Below are 17,109 nucleotides of genomic sequence, written 5' to 3' on the forward strand. Positions count from 1 at the left end.
AAAAGTGGAATGGTAGATAAAAATAAAATTGCAATTGTAACCACAGTAGCCAGTTTTAAACTGTATACAAAAACAGCCACTTTGTTTCCCGAAGGAATCACAAAAATTGTGATCGACGGAACGCAGGGAATGTATGGAATAGAAAGTATTCACTATATGTTCCGGAAATTAAAAAACAAAGGGGTCGAATGGATCATAATGGCTGATGAAGATATTTTCTTTTATGATTCCGAATTGATTTTTGAACTGATTGAACATATGAAATCCAATGATCTGGATATCTGTGGTGTAAGAGATGGTGGAATGATAGGTCATCGAAATAACAACCCTGAAGCGATTAATACTTTTTTTTCTGTTCTCAATTTTAAAAAAATTGCGGAAAAGTATAACCAAAAGGAAATAATGACGTACCAACGCTATTATCCGGATTTATATCAAAGTAAGGATTATACAGCGTTACCTTATAATTATGATGTTGCAAGTCTTAAGGAACCATACTATTGTTTTTATTTCTGGGCTCATCACAAAGGATATCAATTTCTGTATTTAGATACAATAAATCCGGTTGGAGATGATACGGTAGGTAATATAATCCTGATGCCCGACGGACGAAAAATAGCATTTCATAGCTGGTATGCCCGGGCTTATGAAGTATTTGAAGATCAGACACTTCGGATAGGTGGTTTTTTGAAAGATTTTAAAATAAACGACATAACGGTCGACTGGACAATGATCACAGTTTTGAAAGACAATCTTCATAACTGGAAAAAAAGATTCAGAAAAGTGATCAAAAAACTGATTAAGGCATCATGATTACCGTTATCTATCCCTATAGAAACCGCGAATTGGAACGTGTTAGGCGTTCGTTGGACTCCTTGAAAAACCAAACGGATACGAATTTTAAAACCATATTGGTCGACTATGGTTCGGATGAAACAACAACTCGTGCCTTACAGGAACTAATTAAACAGTATCCTTTTGTAGATTATCAGTACCTTTTTACCGGAGATCAACCCTGGAGCCGAAGCATTGCGTTGAATTATGCTATTCGGAGAGCAGATACGGAATATTGTTTTATGGCCGATATCGATATGATTTTTGCTCCGGATTTTATTGCTTTTGCTAATTTAAACAGTCGTCCGGATCAGGGATTATACTTTCCTGTCGGTTTCCTGTCCGAGGAAGAAAGCCTTTCCGAAAAATTATATGATCATTATAAAATAAAGTTCTCCAGCACCAGTGAAGCTGCGGGAATGTCACTGTTTCCGACAGAAAAATTGCATCAGGTTCGGGGATATGATCAGTTTTTTCATTTCTGGGGATCGGAAGATAACGACATTCATAATCGCTTGAAGAAAGTTGGATGTACAATCCGGTTTTGCGACGATAAGATTAGAATGGTACACCAATGGCATCCGAATTACAGACAAACAGAAACCCGTAAGCTAAACAGAGAATTACAACTGTCAGGTGTCGTGGAGTTGAATCAACAACATATGTGGTTTAACAGAAATCAGGAACTAACTGTTGTCAATTTCGAAAATTGGGGTATTGTAATTAGTGAAACCCAATATAAAATCCTTTCTACTTTGCCGGTGCAGAAAGTGACCAATAAAAAAAGTGAGATAGAACATTTGTTAACCGCTCGCTTCACCAAATTAAATGAAGGAACGGCAATTAGTGTACGAATAGAAGAAGATCCGTTTCATAATAGTATTAAATACAGACTGAAAAAAATACTGGGTAAAAAAGTACCGCAATATTATACTTTAAAAGAAATAAATGATCTGATATTAAGACAAGTGGTGACAATGTATGGACATTTGCCATATACTTATAAAATAAGCGAAAACTGTAAAAGCATCGAGTTTAAAATAACAAAATAGAAGCTATATTTTTTATATTTTTACGAAATGTTAGCAAATATTCCCAAGGTGATTCTTATTTCTCAATTACCGCTTCCTTATCCTAAAATAGGAAGCTGGACAACATTGTATAAGAATTATTTAGACGATGATCATCAGATAAACTATATCGTATGTGAAACACCAGAAAAACAATTTGAAGGTGTGGAATATGCATTCGTAGAAAATACATTACGGGCAAAAATCATACGGAAATGGAAGAAAAACCGCTATATCGGTTATTTAAATGCGTTGGAAAGCTTGTTGCAATCTGATCAGAAATATATCATTCAGATTGTCGATAATTACGGAATTGTGAAACCATTAGCGGAAATGCTTACAATAAAAGGGCTTCGACAGAATTGTTACCTGCAATTTTGTTATCACGGATTTCCGCCTTTTCACGAAAACTTTTCCGGAAGATGGTTTTTTGAAACAATCGATGAAATGGTGTTGTTAACGCATGATTCCTATAAAGTCCACAAAAATTACTATACCATATTACCAACCCGTTTCTCAGTACTGTATAACGGTATCGATACTTCTCGTTTTTACTCGTTGTCAAATGAGGACAAATTGAAGAAAAAAGAAGAGTTTGGTGCTGAAGGAAAAACCGTTTTTGTCTGGTGTTCTCAGGATCGTCCCAAAAAGGGACTACATCTTCTTTTAGATGCCTGGAAACGAGCATATCAAAAAAGACAAGATATCGAACTTTGGGTAGTCGGTACAGAAAAACAATATACGATGGCGGGAGTCCGTTTTTTCGGAAGAATCCCAAATGATGAATTACCGAAATATCTTCAAACATCCGATTGTTATTTATTCCCGACCCTTTGGCATGAAGGCTTTGGATTAAGCCTTATCGAAGCGTTACACTGTGGAAATTATTGTATTGCATCTGCTTTAGGAGGTGTACCGGAAGTCCTACAATATGGTAAATTCGGAAAGCTGATCGAAAGTCCGCATTTTGTATCCGAATGGGAACAGGCTATTTTGGATTTTGCAGAAAATCCGTCACAATCTTTTGATTTTGATAGAGCATTGTATACGACCGATAGTTGGAATAAAGGAATGAATACCATTATAACAGCTGCTCAAAAGAGTTTATCCAAATGAAAACGATAGCAATAATCCCGGCTCGGGGCGGATCAAAACGCTTACCCGGTAAAAACATAAAAAGACTAGGTGAAAAACCGCTTATTGCACATTCAATAGAATATGCCAAAGCGAATCCGGATATAATTGATGCAGTGGTAGTGAGCACTGATGATCCGGAAATTAAAAAAGTAGCTCTCTCTTATGGTGTAATAGTAATTGACAGACCGGAAGTGCTTTCGGGAGATTTAGAACCTACCGTAACAGCATTAAAACACGTATTACAAACGTTAGAAATAGTACCGGAGAATGTAGTGCTGTTACAAGCTACTAACCCGCTAAGACCGGAAACTTTATTAAAAGACAGCTTTGAAAAGTATAGAAGAAGCGGAACGGATAGTCTTTTTTCGGTAACCCCGATAATCCGTAAATTAGGAAAAATAACCGATCAGAAATTTGTTCCGTTTAATTATCAGATCGGACAAAGGAGTCAGGATATGGAACCGTTGTATTTTGAAAACGGTTTATTGTATATCAGTAAAGCGGAACTTATTCTAAAAGAAGAAAAAATTATTAGCGAGCAAGCAATTCCATGGATTGTGGAACACCCGTTTGCCGACCTTGATATCGATACGGAAGCCGATTTTGAATATGCGGATTATCTGTATCATAAATATAAAATACAAAACTAATGAACCCATATATTGAAATAGCCGGTAGAAAAATCGGAATGGATTACCCGCCTTTAGTTATTGCCGAAATCGGAATTAATCACGAAGGATCACTGCAAACTGCAAAAGAAATGGTAGATGCGGCCTATCGTGCAGGTGTTGAAGTTGTAAAGCATCAGACGCATATTGTGGAAGATGAAATGAGCGGAGCCGCTAAAAAAGTGATTCCCGGTAATGCCGATGTTTCGATCTATGAAATTATGGAACGTTGTGCCTTAAATGAAACCGAAGAAAAGGAACTGAAGGAATACGTTGAAAGCAAAGGGATGATTTTTATATCAACCCCTTTTTCAAGAGCAGCGGCAGAACGATTGCGAAAATTTGATATTCCGGCCTATAAAATCGGTTCCGGAGAATGTAATAATTATCCGTTATTGGAACATATTGCTTCTTTCGGAAAACCGGTCATTCTGAGCACCGGAATGAATACGATTGAAAGTATCCGTAAAGCGGTAGCAATCTTTGATAAACATAAGATTCCGGTTACATTATTGCATACAACAAATTTATATCCGACACCAATTCATTTGGTACGATATGGTGCGATGACCGAAATGCACGAGGCTTTTCCGGATAAAGTTTTCGGATTAAGCGATCATACCCTTAATAATAACGCTTGCTTAGGTGCGGTAGCATTGGGAGCATCAATATTGGAGCGTCATTTTACCGATCATATGAATCGGACCGGACCGGATATTATTTGTAGTATGGACGAGCAAAATTGTGCTGATTTAATACGTAATTCGGCTGAAATCGCTTTGATGCGGGGAGGAAGCAAACAACCGGCAAAAGAAGAACAGGTAACAATCGATTTTGCTTTTGCAACCGTATGCTCAATTAACAATATTAAAAAAGGAGCCGTTTTTACAAAAGAAAATATCTGGGTTAAACGTCCCGGAACAGGGAAAATATTGGCCGAACATTTCGACAGTATTCTCGGTAAAAAAGCAACCCGGGATATCAGTAACGATGAACAGCTAATTTGGGAAGATATCGAATAAGCGAATGACAGGTATGAAGAAAATAGTATTTTTAACCGGTACACGGGCTGATTTCGGAAAAATTAAATCCCTGATTCAGGCTTTAGAAAAGCATCAGGATTTTGTTCCGTATCTTTTTGTGACCGGAATGCACCTGCAAAAGGAATATGGATATACGCTGATCGAAATTGAACGTTGCAGTTTTACGAATCTTCATGCTTTTGAAAATCATACCCACGAAACAACAATGGATCTTACACTGGCTAAAACGATAGAAGGTTTGTCGGCTTATTGTAAGGAAGTGGAACCGGATATGATTGTGATTCACGGTGACAGAGTTGAAGCTTTGGCCGGAGCGATTGTCGGATCCCTTAATAATATTCTGGTAGCACATATTGAAGGAGGTGAAATTTCCGGAACAATTGATGAACTGATTCGCCACTCAACCAGTAAAATGAGCCATGTTCATTTTGTGTCGAATGATACCGCCAGAAAACGACTCATCCAAATGGGAGAGCTAGAAGAATCTGTCTATGTGATCGGATCACCGGATTTGGATATTATGTTTTCGGATGCACTTCCGGATTTGGAAACAGTGAAAAAATATTATGAAATTGATTTCGAACAATATGCAGTGGCGATGTTTCATCCGGTTACAACCGAGTTTCACAGTATGCAACAATATGCAGACGATTTTGTCGTGGCTTTATTAGAAGACGATCGAAATTATATCGTGATTTATCCCAATAATGATCTGGGTAGTGCTGCTATAATTCAGGCTTATGAAAAATTAAAAAGCAATCCTCGTTTCCGGATTTTTCCGTCATTGCGATTTGAGTATTTTCTCACCCTACTTAAAAATGCCGGTTTTATTATCGGTAATAGTAGTGCAGGAATTCGGGAAGCACCCTATTATGGACTTCCGATTGTCAATATTGGAAGCCGACAACAAAATCGATCATTAAATAGCGATATTGTGAATGTCGGATATGATCAGGGAGCGATAACAGAAGCTTTAAAGGTAATCGGAAATCATACGATTCAAAAAGTAACAGGTGATTACGGTACTGGAAATAGTGCAGGATTATTTGTAAACTCGTTGGAAGAGGAAAATTTGTGGAAACTAAACCACCAGAAACAATTTAGAGATATTTAAAAAAGATGTCGAAAAGCAAGATTTTTATTTTACTTCCGGACGGAGTCGGACTTCGGAACTTTGCCTATTCCAAATTTCATGAACTGGGTATTGAGCAAGGACATGAAGTGATCTTTTGGAATAATACGCCTTTTCAGCTTTCGGATCTGGGATTTGAAGAAATCGTAATCCGTAATGGAAAAAGTAATAAACGTACAGAAGTTTATAAAAACGCCCGGAAACAAATAGAATTAAACCGGAATAAAAAACAATTTAACGATGCGGTTTATGATTATTATCGTTTTCCGTATTCTTATAGAAACATAAAAACTGCCCTTAAAAATATTGCAACTCAATGGTTGACATTACGATATACATCTGATGACGGACTTCAGACAATACGACAACGGGTCAAGGAATTGGAAAAACAAACTTCGTATTTTCGGGAATGTTTGGAAGTGCTGAAAAAAGAAAAACCGGCAATGGTATTTTGTACCAATCAACGCCCGATGACGGCAATTGCACCACTTTTAGCGGCTCAGGAACTGGGAATTCCAACCGCAACATTTATTTTTTCCTGGGATAATTTGCCGAAAGCAACTATGGTTGCTGAAACCGATTATTATTTTGTATGGAGTGATTTTATGAAAGCCGAGCTTTTAAAATATTATCCGTATATCGGAGAAGAAAGCATTTTTGTTACCGGAACACCACAATTTGAATCCCATTACGAAAAAGAAAGATTAATCTTAAGATCCGATTTTTTTCAGGCAAACGGATTGGATCCTGATAAAAAATATATTTGTTATTCCGGAGATGATATTACAACATGTCCGGACGATCCTAAATACCTGGAAGATGTTGCCGAAGCTGTAGAAAACCTCAATGCCGAAGGATACAAACTAGGAATTTTGTTCCGAAGATGCCCGGTTGATTTTTCAGATCGTTTTGATCGGGTATTGGAAAAATACAAAGCTATTATTGTACCGGTAAAACCGAAATGGGAGAAAAAAGGCGGAATGTGGAATACAATTCTACCTACACCGGAAGATATGAACCTGCAGGTTAATACAATTGCACATACCGAAATGGTGATCAATCTCGGATCATCAATGGTGTTTGATTATGCCGCACATCATAAACCGTGCGCTTACATCAATTATGATGTAAAAAATAAAGTGGCACCTGATTGGTCCGTACAAAAAATTTATAAATACATTCATTTTCGTTCTATGCCGGATCCGACTACGGTTCTCTGGTTAAACGAAAAAAACGATATAAAGGAAACAATTAAGAAAGTAGTTACCGGTCAGCACAGCAATACGGAAATGGCTGAAACGTGGTTTCGTATTATTAATGCCTTTCCGCCAAAAGCGGCTTCTAAAAAAATATGGGATGCCATTAATACAATAGTTTCATGATGCATATTGCTTTTTTAACACCCGAATATCCGCATGAAAAGGTACGCCATAGTGCCGGTATCGGAACCAGTATTAAAAATCTGGCTGTTGCACTCGAACAAAAAGGGGTAACGGTGTCAATTATTGTTTACGGGCAAAGTGAAGACAATGTTATAAAAGAACAAGGGATTACTATCCATTTGGTGAAAAAGAGAAAATACAAATGGGCAACCTGGTATTTTTATCGGAAATATCTGGAACGCTATCTGAATGCGTTAACTATTTCGGAAAAAATAACATTAATTGAAGCACCGGATTGGACCGGAATAACCGCTTTTATGAATTTAAAAGCACCGTTGATAATCCGTTTTCATGGGAGTGATGCCTATTTCTGTCATTTAGAAAACAGAAAGCAAAAACGTAAAAATTTCTATTTTGAAAAATGGGGAATCGGAAAAGCAAAAGCCTATATCGCACCGACTGCTTTTGCAGGGAAACTGACACAAGAGATTTTTAATATTAAGGATAGAGAAATCGCAACTATTCATAACGGAATCGATACAGTAAAGTTTCGCAGTAGCGAAACAATTATAGCGGAAAAAGGATTGCTGCTCTATATCGGTACATTAATCCGAAAAAAAGGAGTTCTGGAATTTCCGGGAATTATGAAGTATGTAATGGAACGAAATCCGGAAGCACATTTAATTCTGATTGGGAATGATTCGTCTGATATTAAAACCGGATCGGCTTCTACATGGAAATTATTGGCAGATAGTTTAGATGATAAACTTAGCGAAAGAATACAATATTTAGGTCAGATTCCATATGAAGAAGTACGGAGTTATATTGAAAAAGCACAGGTTTGTTTATTTCCGACATTTGCAGAAACATTAGGAATGGTGACAATCGAATCGATGGCAATGGGAAAACCGGTAGTTAATAGTAATATAGGTTGGGCGAATGAACTGATAGTGGATAGCGAAAGCGGTTTTTTAGTGCATCCGACCGATCATAAGTTATATGCAAATCGCATTGTACAGTTATTAGAATCAGAAGAGATGCGAACTGCTATGGGAAAGAAAGCAATAGATCGGGCACAGGAGCGATTTAATATTACAATAACTGTTGAACAAAATATAGCTTTTTACAAAAAGATAATTGGAACATGATTGTAGTATATCATCATCAAAATAACGTCACGACAGTCATTGACTTACATAAAGGAAAGACAATCAGTATTCCGGATCGCCAAAATATTGCCAATTGTTTTTTAAAACTGGCAATAGATTATCCCGATCGTTTATTGCTTTGGTGTGCTACCGATTATCAGAAAGAATTGAATATTGAAATGCTGTCTGTGCTTTTTTCGCATGAAAAAAAAATGCTATCCTATGGGATGGAGAATTTTATACCAGATGCAATTGGTTATGTCGATGAAAGTTTATTTATAAACCCTAATCGTAAGATTGTGTTTCCAACCTGGCAGATGCATAGTGACGTAGGCGGAATATATTCCGAAACACTAAATGCGCTAAATGGTTTGAAAGCTGATCCTAACTTTGCGTATTTTTTGTGTTCACTAGCCAAACGGGGAATGGCTGCCGGATTAGAATGTTGCTCGGAACCCTTGTTGCTCCGCGATTATAAGAACAAAGAAATTAAAACCAATCCGAAAGCATCGTATAAACTGCTTTTCCGGTTTGTAAAACAGCATTATCGCAGCCGATGGATTTTCTTCTTACTGCTAAATCTATGGTTATATGAAAGAAAAATAGCTGTAATCCCGTTTATACGATCCATGTTTTATAAGCGGAGGATGCCTTTTAGACAGTCACTAAATACTATTTCCGAAACAATAACCGACATACAGCCTTTTGATATTGATGTTATCATTCCTACTATCGGACGGAAAATGTTTTTATATGATGTGTTAAAAGACTTATCCATTCAGACAAGAGTACCCATAAGGGTTATCATTGTGGAACAAAACCCAGAAGTAGATAGCAAAAGCGAATTGGATTATATAACCCAGGAGTCTTGGCCTTTTGAAATTATACACCGTTTTATACATCAAACAGGAGCTTGTAATGCTCGGAATATTGCTTTGTCATTTGTGCAGAGTGAATGGGTGTTTTTGGCAGATGACGATATTCGTTTTCAACCCGATTTTTTAGAAAATGTAAGTCAGGAGATTGGTAAGTCAGGAGGTAAGGTTTTTACAATCTGTTGTTTACGTGAAGGGGATTCATCCAGCTACGAAAATCGATTCCAATGGGGGACGTTCGGATCGGGCTGTAGTATCGTAAGTAGAGAGGCTATCTTGGGGTTACAATTCGATAGACGGTTTGAAAATGGTTTTGGAGAAGATGCCGATTTTGGAATGCAACTTCGTAATAAGGGATATGATGTTTGGTACCTGCCACAACCAAAAATATTGCATCTGAAAGCTCCTGTTGGTGGTTTCAGATTTCAACCTGTTTTGGAATGGCAGTCAGATATAATTCAGCCAAAACCATCACCTACAGTGATGTTATTCCGGATTTTATACCATACAAAACAACAGCTATCGGGTTATAAGACCACACTTTTTATTAAGTTTTATAAACAGCAATCCGATAAAAATCCGTTAAGTTATTATAGAAAGTTTCGTAAAGCCTGGAGTCAAAGTGTCCATTGGGCAAACGTTTTAAAAGAACGATAATGAAAAATACACTGATTATTTGTACCTATAAAAGAGCACAATCGCTATTGCAGTTGTTGCAATCAGTAACTGTACAAACCTGTTATCCCGATACAATTATTATTGTGGATGGTTCCCCGGACAATAAAACTGAAATCATTTTGCAGGAAAACAAATTCCGAAATTTAAAATATCATAAAGTAGCCCCGGAAGAGCGAGGACTTACCAAACAACGTAACATCGGGATAAATCTGACCGATTCCGACAGTGATATCATTTGTTTTTTAGACGATGATACGATTTTGGAAATAGCGTATTTTGAGGAGTTGCTTAAAACGTATATGTTATATCCTGATGCCAAAGGGGTGGGCGGCTATATAACCAACGAAGTAAAATGGCAACAGAACACACCGGGATATAGCGCTACACCAAAAGAATTTGAATACGACGGATGGGTACGTTCGGAAGGAAGTCGTTTTGTTTTACGAAAAAAACTAGGATTAGATACGGATGTGCCACCGGGTTTTTTACCGAAATTTTCCCATGGTCGTAGTATTGGTTTTCTGCCACCATCCGGAAAAATTTATCCGGTTACGCACTTAATAGGAGCGGCTTTCTCTTTTAAAAAAGAAATTTTTCAAAACTTCCATTTCTCCGAATATTTTGATGGTTACGGACTTTATGAGGATGCTGATTTTTGTCTTCGGGTAGCAAAAACCGGAAAACTATATGTGAATACTAAGGCTCGACTGGAACATCATCACGATGCTTCCGGTCGACCTAATCAATATAACTATGGTAAAATGGTTGTGCGTAATGGTTGGTATGTATGGCGTGTTGAAAATGAAAAACCTTCTTTTAAAGATAAATTAAAATGGCATTTAATAACATTACTTTTAATAGTAGTGCGATTTACAAATATCTTTACTACAGATAAGAAAAAGGAAGCATACACAGAAACTACCGGAAGAATGGTCGGATGGTTTAGCCTGTTGTTTAATAAACCTCGATTAAAATGACATTATATCAACTTATTCAATCGGACTATGATAAGTATAAAAAATATGGAGGAAACCTATTAGGTGTAATTTTTCTTACACAAGGTTTTTGGGCTATATTTCAATACAGAATAGCGCATTTCTTTTTTACACGGGTGCGTATATTCGGACTACGTCATTTTTTACTGGTTTTTTGTTTATTGTGGCAAAAAATAATTGAAATAATGACCGGAATATCAATACCGGCGTCGGTTAGTATAGGTGGATCTTTCTATATAGGTCATTTTAGCGGCATCATTTTAAATGGCAAAACTGTTATTGGTGATAATTGTAATATTTCACAAGGGGTAACTATAGGTTTTTCCGGAGTTGGTGAATATAGAGGTGTGCCGGTTATTGGGAATAATGTTTATATTGGTGCGAATGCAGTTGTAGCCGGGAAAATAGTAATAGAAGATAACGTATTGATTGGAGCCTGTTCATTGGTAAATAAGTCAGTTCCTGCAAATAGTATAGTGGTTGGTGTACCCGCCAAAGTCATTTCATCAAAAGGATTAAAAGGATCAAAAGGATATATTTAATGAAATTGCTTGTAATCTCATCAGCCTCTTTTATTCGTTCTGACTCCGGTTGGCAGGCCTATACACCCTACGTAAACGAAATGGAAATCTGGCAGCGATACTCCGATGAAATTCAATTTTGTTGCCCGATATGGGAATCCGACAGAGGTTTGTTTGTCAGAAAAGTGCCGTTTGTTATGAACGAACCGGTAGTTTTGGAAGAGTTTAATATTAAGTCGGTATCAGCTATATTAAGAACTGTTTTAATATTGATACCAAATTCCGTTCGTATTTTTAAAGCAATTAGAACAGCTGATCATATTCATTTGCGATGCCCCGGAAATGTCGGACTTTTAGCTTGTTTTGTACAAATCCTGTTTCCGAATAAGATTAAAACGGCTAAATATGCCGGTAATTGGGATCCGAAAAGTAAGCAGCCCTGGAGCTACCGACTACAAAAATGGATTTTAAATAATACCCGACTTACAAAGAATATAAAAGTGTTGGTGTATGGAGAATGGGAAGGAGCCAGTGCGAATATCAAGCCTTTTTTTACAGCTACCTATACCGAAAAGGATAAAAAAGAAACTCCGTTGCGAATTCCGGAAGGGACTATAAAGCTTCTTTTTGTCGGGACATTGTCTAAAGGAAAGCAACCGCTATATGCTGTGAAATTAGCTCATAAATTATTGGAGTCAGGCTATAATGTCCGTCTCGATCTATATGGTGAAGGAGCAGAACGAGAAAATCTAACGGCATATATTCAAGAAAATAAGTTGCAGCAAAATATCGAATTGCATGGGAATCAGAAAGCAGAAATGATAGAAAAAGCATATCAGGAGAGTCATTTTTTAATATTACCTTCGCAAAGTGAAGGGTGGCCAAAAGTGGTAGCTGAAGCTATGTTTTGGGGATGTGTACCGGTAGCAACAAAAGTATCTTGTGTACCGACTATGCTGGCTAATAGTGAAAGAGGAATACTGTTGACTATGTCTGAAAAAGAGGATATAAAATTATTGAAGCAATGTATTGATCATCATCATGATTACAAAAAAAAAGCAATACAGGCGATGGAATGGTCACAGCAGTTTACACTGGATTATTTTGAAAATGAAATACAAAAAATACTAACGAATCACTAATGATAAAAAAAGTCGCTTTATTTGGGGTGCTAAGCATTGTATTATTATTAGTGATCAATAATAGAACACCTTTTTTACAACCGGAAGGAGGACCATGGTCGGTAGGATTTGGAAAATCGGCTGTATTCCCGCATAAAATACCGGTTGAAAAAAATCCGCGGTATACTCTTGAACAATTAAAAAAACAAGAAGATAGTACAATATTTTTGGCTGATCCGTTTTTTATTAAAGAAAGAGATACTTTTTATCTGTTTGTCGAACATAAAAAAACAAAGCCAAACGGGGATATCGCATTGTTAACCTCTGTTGACGGAGTAAATTACAATTATAAAGGAACGGTACTTACCGAAAAATTTCACTTGTCATATCCTCAGGTTTTTAAATATAAAAATGAGTTTTATATGGTGCCGGAAACGAAAGGCGCCGGACATGTATTACTATATAAAGCCGAACATTTTCCTTATGGCTGGAAAGTTTGTGATACCTTGGTTAAGAATAGAATACTAAAAGACCCGTCTATTTTCTTATCCGATACGTTAAATATTTTGGTTGGATCTGATGATCATCTAAATATGTATCTCTTTGAAGCTGACTCTCTGTTTGGGAAATGGATGCCTCATAAAAAAGAAAAAGTACTGATGGGAACCGAAGCAAGAGCCGGCGGACGTTTTTTTGCGGACAAAAAAGGTCTATTGTTGCCGGTTCAGAATTCAACGGAGGGTTATGGCTTTGGATTGTCATTATATCGTTTTAAATTTGATAAAGGAAATTATACGGTTAACAGGGAATATCCCTTTTTCCTGAAAAAAAGTGAGACAATAAAAGAGTTCAATGCCGGAATGCATCAGATCGATATTCAGTTAATCGGCGGGAAATATTATTATGTATATGATGGAAACCGTTTGCAGAGCAGTGAACAGAACCTAAATATAAGAGGACCGTTAAAATGGAATTATGTCGATTTTAAAAACTGGTTATATCAACAATGCGAATCGTTCAATTAATAGATAGTCTGGAACCGGGCGGAGCCGAAAAAATGGCAGTAACTTATGCTAATGTTTTGGCTTCGGAAGTTTCATTTTCTGCATTGATCACTACTCGTAAAGAAGGAGCCCTTAAAAAAGAACTGGATTCTGATGTATCATACCTTTTTGCTAATCGGAAATCAGTATTTGATGCCAGGTCGATATGGCAGGTGCGAAAATATCTGAAAAAAAATAGAGTCTCAATTATTCAGGCGCATAGTAGTTCTTTTTTCTTCGCATTGCTCCTTAAAATAACAAAACCGTCATTAAAAATAGTCTGGCACGATCATTACGGATTTAGTGACTTTGTATCGGAACGAAAGAATAAAAAGGCAATCCAATTGGCATCTTTGTTCTTCTTTCGTATAATCACAGTTAATGATAAACTGAAGGTTTGGGCTGAAAAGAATTTGTATTGTAAAGCGATAAAATACCTCCCCAATTTTGTTTCAGTTACGAATAATGATGATGGAATCCGACTAAAAGGTGCTGAGGGAAAGCGTATTCTTTGTTTGGCCAACCTAAGAGAGCAGAAAAACCATTTACTGTTATTGAAAGTCGCTAAAAAAATAAAAGAAATCTATCCTGACTGGACTTTTCACCTCGTGGGGAAAGATTTTGGAGATACTTATTCGGCAACGTTACGGGAACGTATTAGCGTTTTGGAATTGGAGAATACTGTGTTTTTGTATGGGAGCACAGATAATTCGGGTTATGTGATCAAGCAATCACAAATAGGGGTTTTAACCTCTGTTTCGGAGGGACTTCCCGTTTCTTTACTCGAATATGGTTATTTTAGCCTACCGGTTGTAACAACAGCGGTTGGTGAAATTCCGTCTATTATAAAGGAGACAAACGGAATTTTGGTACCGGAAGGTAATACCGAGTTATTTAGTGAAGGATTACTAAAGCTGATTGCAGATTCGGATTACCGACAAAAAATCGGAAGCGCATTTAAAAACGATATAGAACAGCATTATACAAAAGAGTCCGTGCTGAAAGATTATTTGAATTTTATCAATAATGGGAACTAACAAACAGATTACCTATATAACATTGTTATTGCTGCATATGGCTATTGGCGGTGTTATTTATGTTCTGCCGTTTTTAGCGAAATTGTTAACAGTGCTGATTTTTATAATCGGGTTGATTGTACTGCTCAAAACACGAAATAAAAATAATGAAGCCTTATATCTTTCGGCTTATGTAGTAGGAATCGAAGTGTTTCTGCGAATGACCGATGGAATGATTTTTAATGAGTTTGGTAAATATGCAGTAATGCTCTTTCTGTTAATCGGAATGTTTTACCGTGGTTTTTCTAAAAACGCCTGGCCATACTGGATCTTTATTATATTATTAGTTCCCGGAATTATTCTTTCCACAGTAACCTTATCGTATGAAACCAATTTACGGAAAGCAATTGTGTTTAATATTTCCGGTCCGGTTTGTCTCGGTGTAGCAGCCATTTACTGTTTCGGAAGAAAGATAACGATGAAACAAATGCTCGGTTTGTTAACAGCATTTGCGATGCCTGTAGTAACAATGGTAACCTATCTGTTTTTTTATACACCAAGTATACGGGATGTGGTAACCGGCACGCAATCAAATTTTGAAACATCCGGAGGTTTCGGACCTAATCAGGTATCAACAATATTGGGATTGGGTACCTTTTTGTTTTTTAGTCAGTTTCTGTTGAATTCACCGACTAAAAGAATACAACTTATCAATATAGCATTGACGTTGATTACAGCTTATCGCGGAATTATAACATTCTCAAGAGGCGGGATGATAACCGGTTGTATAATGATCTTGTTGCTGGTGCTATTGGTTTATTTCCGATTGAGTAAAGCAGGAAAAAGTAAAATGCTGGTTGTGTTGATTTTTACGGTATTGGCCAGCTTGAGTGTCTGGATTTACAGCTCGTATCAAACGAGTGGTATGATCGATAAGCGATATGCTAATCAGGATGCTTTGGGAAGAGAGAAAGAAAGTAAATTATCCGGTAGAGAAGAATTGATCAAAACAGAAATACAGATGTTTATGGATCACCCGTTTTTAGGAATTGGTGTCGGTAAAAATAAAGAATACCGAGAGGAACTTACCGGTATTCAGTTGGCGACTCATAATGAAATTACCCGGATGTTGGCTGAACATGGTATGTTAGGTGTGATCAATTTATTAATTCTGTTTATAGTTCCCTTGTTATTAAGCTTGGACAATAAGTATCACTTCTTTCTGTTTTGTTTTTTTGCTTTCTGGCTGCTTACCATTAATCATGCTGCCATGCGATTGGCTGCGCCGGCTTTTGTCTATGCATTGTCTTTATTAAAAGTTTATCCGGATGAAGAAGAAAATAGTTTATATCGGGAATAAGCTGGCCGTTCATGGGCATAATCCGACCACAATTGACACTCTTTCGGAGTTATTTATTCAGGAAGGTTATCCTATTATTGCAGCATCGTCAAAGAGAAATAAAGTATTTCGGATTCTGGATATGATGCAAACTGTGATAAAGCATTCCCGAACAGCCGATTTTGTGGTTATTGATACCTATAGTACCGCTAATTTTTGGTATTCGTTGATCATAAGTCAGCTTTGCAGAGTGTTGAAAATAAGATATATTCCTTTTCTACACGGTGGTGATTTGCCGAAAAGATTGAAGCGAAACCCGCATTTATGTCGGATGATTTTTGAGAATTCGTATAAGAATGTAGTGCCATCGGCTTATTTAATGGATCAGTTTCAGAAAAATAACATACCGAATCTAATGCAAATACCCAATTTCCTGGAATTGGATCAATATAGTTTTAAAGAAAGAAAAACGATCAAACCACGATTGCTTTGGGTAAGAGCTTTTGCTGCATTATATAACCCTAAAATGGCAGTTGATGTAGCTGAAAGTTTGAAAAACAGATATCCGGATGTGGAGTTATGTATGATAGGGCCGGATAAAGACGGTAGTTGGGATGAGGTTAAAAAATATGCTGCTTTAAAAAAGGTTGATGTCCGTTTTACCGGAAAGTTGACTAAAGGGGAATGGACAGCTTTGGCATCGGATTATGATGTTTTTATTTCAACTTCGCATTTTGATAATATGCCGGTTAGTGTCATGGAAGCTATGGCATTGGGATTAGCTGTTGTAACAACAAATGTTGGCGGAATTCCTTTTTTGTTAGAGAATGATGTTGACGCTTGTCTGGTCGCTGATAATGATGTTGCAGGAATGGTAAACGCAATCAAAATAGTAATTGAATCCCCGGAAAAAGCACAAAAACAAATTATAGCAGCTCATTTAAAGGTACAAAAAATGGACTGGAAAGAAATCAAAAAGCAATGGGAAGTATTGTTTGAGGATTAGTAATATTATTGTAAGTTTGTTTCGTTAATCGATGATTAATTCTGAAAAAACAGAAGCAAATTGTTTTAATTAAGTAAAAACCTGTTTTTATAGAAATTTAC

The 17,109-nt window shown here is 36.8% G+C and carries 16 protein-coding genes; all 16 read left to right on the forward strand.

Translation table 11 applies throughout. The features are described 5' to 3' along the window. Positions 1-9 precede the first annotated feature (9 nt). The 16 genes from NOX80_RS07505 to NOX80_RS07580 are packed head-to-tail and all read left to right on the forward strand — an operon-like array spanning position 10 to position 17,008. Positions 10-813 (forward strand): hypothetical protein, encoded by an 804-nt coding sequence (locus NOX80_RS07505; RefSeq protein WP_256552673.1) that lies wholly within the window; start codon positions 10-12, stop codon positions 811-813. Continuing rightward, a complete protein-coding gene (locus NOX80_RS07510) occupies positions 810-1,886 on the forward strand; it encodes a glycosyltransferase family 2 protein (RefSeq protein ID WP_256552674.1) in 1,077 nt (358 codons plus the stop codon). Before NOX80_RS07505 ends, NOX80_RS07510 begins: the two co-directional genes overlap by 4 nt. A gap of 27 nt (positions 1,887-1,913) precedes the next feature. Then, positions 1,914-3,020 (forward strand): glycosyltransferase family 4 protein, encoded by a 1,107-nt coding sequence (locus NOX80_RS07515; RefSeq protein WP_256552675.1) that lies wholly within the window; start codon positions 1,914-1,916, stop codon positions 3,018-3,020. Further along, on the forward strand, positions 3,017-3,691 hold the full coding sequence (locus tag NOX80_RS07520; protein WP_256552676.1) for an acylneuraminate cytidylyltransferase family protein: 675 nt from the start codon (positions 3,017-3,019) through the stop codon (positions 3,689-3,691). The genes NOX80_RS07515 and NOX80_RS07520 overlap by 4 nt, the downstream gene beginning before the upstream one ends. After that, the gene (neuB, locus tag NOX80_RS07525; RefSeq protein WP_256552677.1) at positions 3,691-4,731 is read left to right on the forward strand and encodes an N-acetylneuraminate synthase; all 1,041 of its coding nucleotides are present in this window, start codon (positions 3,691-3,693) and stop codon (positions 4,729-4,731) included. The genes NOX80_RS07520 and neuB overlap by 1 nt, the downstream gene beginning before the upstream one ends. Before the next feature lie 13 nt (positions 4,732-4,744). Then, positions 4,745-5,866 (forward strand): UDP-N-acetylglucosamine 2-epimerase, encoded by a 1,122-nt coding sequence (neuC, locus tag NOX80_RS07530; protein WP_256552678.1) that lies wholly within the window; start codon positions 4,745-4,747, stop codon positions 5,864-5,866. 5 nt (positions 5,867-5,871) lie between these two features. Continuing rightward, positions 5,872-7,266, forward strand: a complete 1,395-nt coding sequence (locus tag NOX80_RS07535) for a UDP-glycosyltransferase (RefSeq protein ID WP_256552679.1) — start codon at positions 5,872-5,874, stop codon at positions 7,264-7,266. Continuing rightward, complete coding sequence (locus NOX80_RS07540; RefSeq protein ID WP_371926083.1) at positions 7,263-8,414, forward strand: glycosyltransferase family 4 protein; 1,152 nt, start codon at positions 7,263-7,265, stop codon at positions 8,412-8,414. The genes NOX80_RS07535 and NOX80_RS07540 overlap by 4 nt, the downstream gene beginning before the upstream one ends. After that, positions 8,411-9,946 carry a glycosyltransferase family 2 protein gene (locus tag NOX80_RS07545; protein WP_256552680.1) on the forward strand — a complete coding sequence of 512 codons (1,536 nt, stop codon included), beginning with the start codon at positions 8,411-8,413 and terminating at the stop codon, positions 9,944-9,946. Before NOX80_RS07540 ends, NOX80_RS07545 begins: the two co-directional genes overlap by 4 nt. Beyond that, complete coding sequence (locus NOX80_RS07550) at positions 9,946-10,944, forward strand: glycosyltransferase family 2 protein (protein WP_256552681.1); 999 nt, start codon at positions 9,946-9,948, stop codon at positions 10,942-10,944. The genes NOX80_RS07545 and NOX80_RS07550 overlap by 1 nt, the downstream gene beginning before the upstream one ends. Next, complete coding sequence (locus NOX80_RS07555) at positions 10,941-11,504, forward strand: serine O-acetyltransferase (RefSeq protein ID WP_256552682.1); 564 nt, start codon at positions 10,941-10,943, stop codon at positions 11,502-11,504. Before NOX80_RS07550 ends, NOX80_RS07555 begins: the two co-directional genes overlap by 4 nt. Further along, entirely contained in the window at positions 11,504-12,625 is a 1,122-nt protein-coding gene (locus NOX80_RS07560; protein ID WP_256552683.1) for a glycosyltransferase, read from the forward strand. The genes NOX80_RS07555 and NOX80_RS07560 overlap by 1 nt, the downstream gene beginning before the upstream one ends. Further along, positions 12,625-13,629 carry a glucosamine inositolphosphorylceramide transferase family protein gene (locus NOX80_RS07565; protein ID WP_256552684.1) on the forward strand — a complete coding sequence of 335 codons (1,005 nt, stop codon included), beginning with the start codon at positions 12,625-12,627 and terminating at the stop codon, positions 13,627-13,629. Before NOX80_RS07560 ends, NOX80_RS07565 begins: the two co-directional genes overlap by 1 nt. Next, entirely contained in the window at positions 13,611-14,684 is a 1,074-nt protein-coding gene (locus tag NOX80_RS07570; protein ID WP_256552685.1) for a glycosyltransferase family 4 protein, read from the forward strand. Before NOX80_RS07565 ends, NOX80_RS07570 begins: the two co-directional genes overlap by 19 nt. Beyond that, positions 14,674-16,023: an O-antigen ligase family protein gene (locus NOX80_RS07575; protein WP_256552686.1), complete on the forward strand. Its 1,350-nt coding sequence runs from the start codon at positions 14,674-14,676 to the stop codon at positions 16,021-16,023. The genes NOX80_RS07570 and NOX80_RS07575 overlap by 11 nt, the downstream gene beginning before the upstream one ends. Beyond that, positions 15,992-17,008 carry a glycosyltransferase family 4 protein gene (locus NOX80_RS07580; RefSeq protein ID WP_256552687.1) on the forward strand — a complete coding sequence of 339 codons (1,017 nt, stop codon included), beginning with the start codon at positions 15,992-15,994 and terminating at the stop codon, positions 17,006-17,008. Before NOX80_RS07575 ends, NOX80_RS07580 begins: the two co-directional genes overlap by 32 nt. Positions 17,009-17,109: the final 101 nt, after the last annotated feature.

This window comes from Flavobacterium cerinum, from assembly GCF_024496085.1.
In the GTDB taxonomy this organism is placed as follows: domain Bacteria; phylum Bacteroidota; class Bacteroidia; order Flavobacteriales; family Flavobacteriaceae; genus Flavobacterium; species Flavobacterium cerinum_A.

What these genes read in the sequence shown, in the direction of transcription:
- NOX80_RS07505 (WP_256552673.1), top strand. Translation starts at nt 10, where the DNA reads ATGGTAGATAAAAATAAAATTGCAATTGTAACCACAGTAGCCAGTTTT.
- NOX80_RS07510 (WP_256552674.1), top strand. Translation starts at nt 810, where the DNA reads ATGATTACCGTTATCTATCCCTATAGAAACCGCGAATTGGAACGTGTT.
- NOX80_RS07515 (WP_256552675.1), top strand. Translation starts at nt 1,914, where the DNA reads ATGTTAGCAAATATTCCCAAGGTGATTCTTATTTCTCAATTACCGCTT.
- NOX80_RS07520 (WP_256552676.1), top strand. Translation starts at nt 3,017, where the DNA reads ATGAAAACGATAGCAATAATCCCGGCTCGGGGCGGATCAAAACGCTTA.
- neuB (WP_256552677.1), top strand. Translation starts at nt 3,691, where the DNA reads ATGAACCCATATATTGAAATAGCCGGTAGAAAAATCGGAATGGATTAC.
- neuC (WP_256552678.1), top strand. Translation starts at nt 4,745, where the DNA reads ATGAAGAAAATAGTATTTTTAACCGGTACACGGGCTGATTTCGGAAAA.
- NOX80_RS07535 (WP_256552679.1), top strand. Translation starts at nt 5,872, where the DNA reads ATGTCGAAAAGCAAGATTTTTATTTTACTTCCGGACGGAGTCGGACTT.
- NOX80_RS07540 (WP_371926083.1), top strand. Translation starts at nt 7,263, where the DNA reads ATGATGCATATTGCTTTTTTAACACCCGAATATCCGCATGAAAAGGTA.
- NOX80_RS07545 (WP_256552680.1), top strand. Translation starts at nt 8,411, where the DNA reads ATGATTGTAGTATATCATCATCAAAATAACGTCACGACAGTCATTGAC.
- NOX80_RS07550 (WP_256552681.1), top strand. Translation starts at nt 9,946, where the DNA reads ATGAAAAATACACTGATTATTTGTACCTATAAAAGAGCACAATCGCTA.
- NOX80_RS07555 (WP_256552682.1), top strand. Translation starts at nt 10,941, where the DNA reads ATGACATTATATCAACTTATTCAATCGGACTATGATAAGTATAAAAAA.
- NOX80_RS07560 (WP_256552683.1), top strand. Translation starts at nt 11,504, where the DNA reads ATGAAATTGCTTGTAATCTCATCAGCCTCTTTTATTCGTTCTGACTCC.
- NOX80_RS07565 (WP_256552684.1), top strand. Translation starts at nt 12,625, where the DNA reads ATGATAAAAAAAGTCGCTTTATTTGGGGTGCTAAGCATTGTATTATTA.
- NOX80_RS07570 (WP_256552685.1), top strand. Translation starts at nt 13,611, where the DNA reads ATGCGAATCGTTCAATTAATAGATAGTCTGGAACCGGGCGGAGCCGAA.
- NOX80_RS07575 (WP_256552686.1), top strand. Translation starts at nt 14,674, where the DNA reads ATGGGAACTAACAAACAGATTACCTATATAACATTGTTATTGCTGCAT.
- NOX80_RS07580 (WP_256552687.1), top strand. Translation starts at nt 15,992, where the DNA reads ATGAAGAAGAAAATAGTTTATATCGGGAATAAGCTGGCCGTTCATGGG.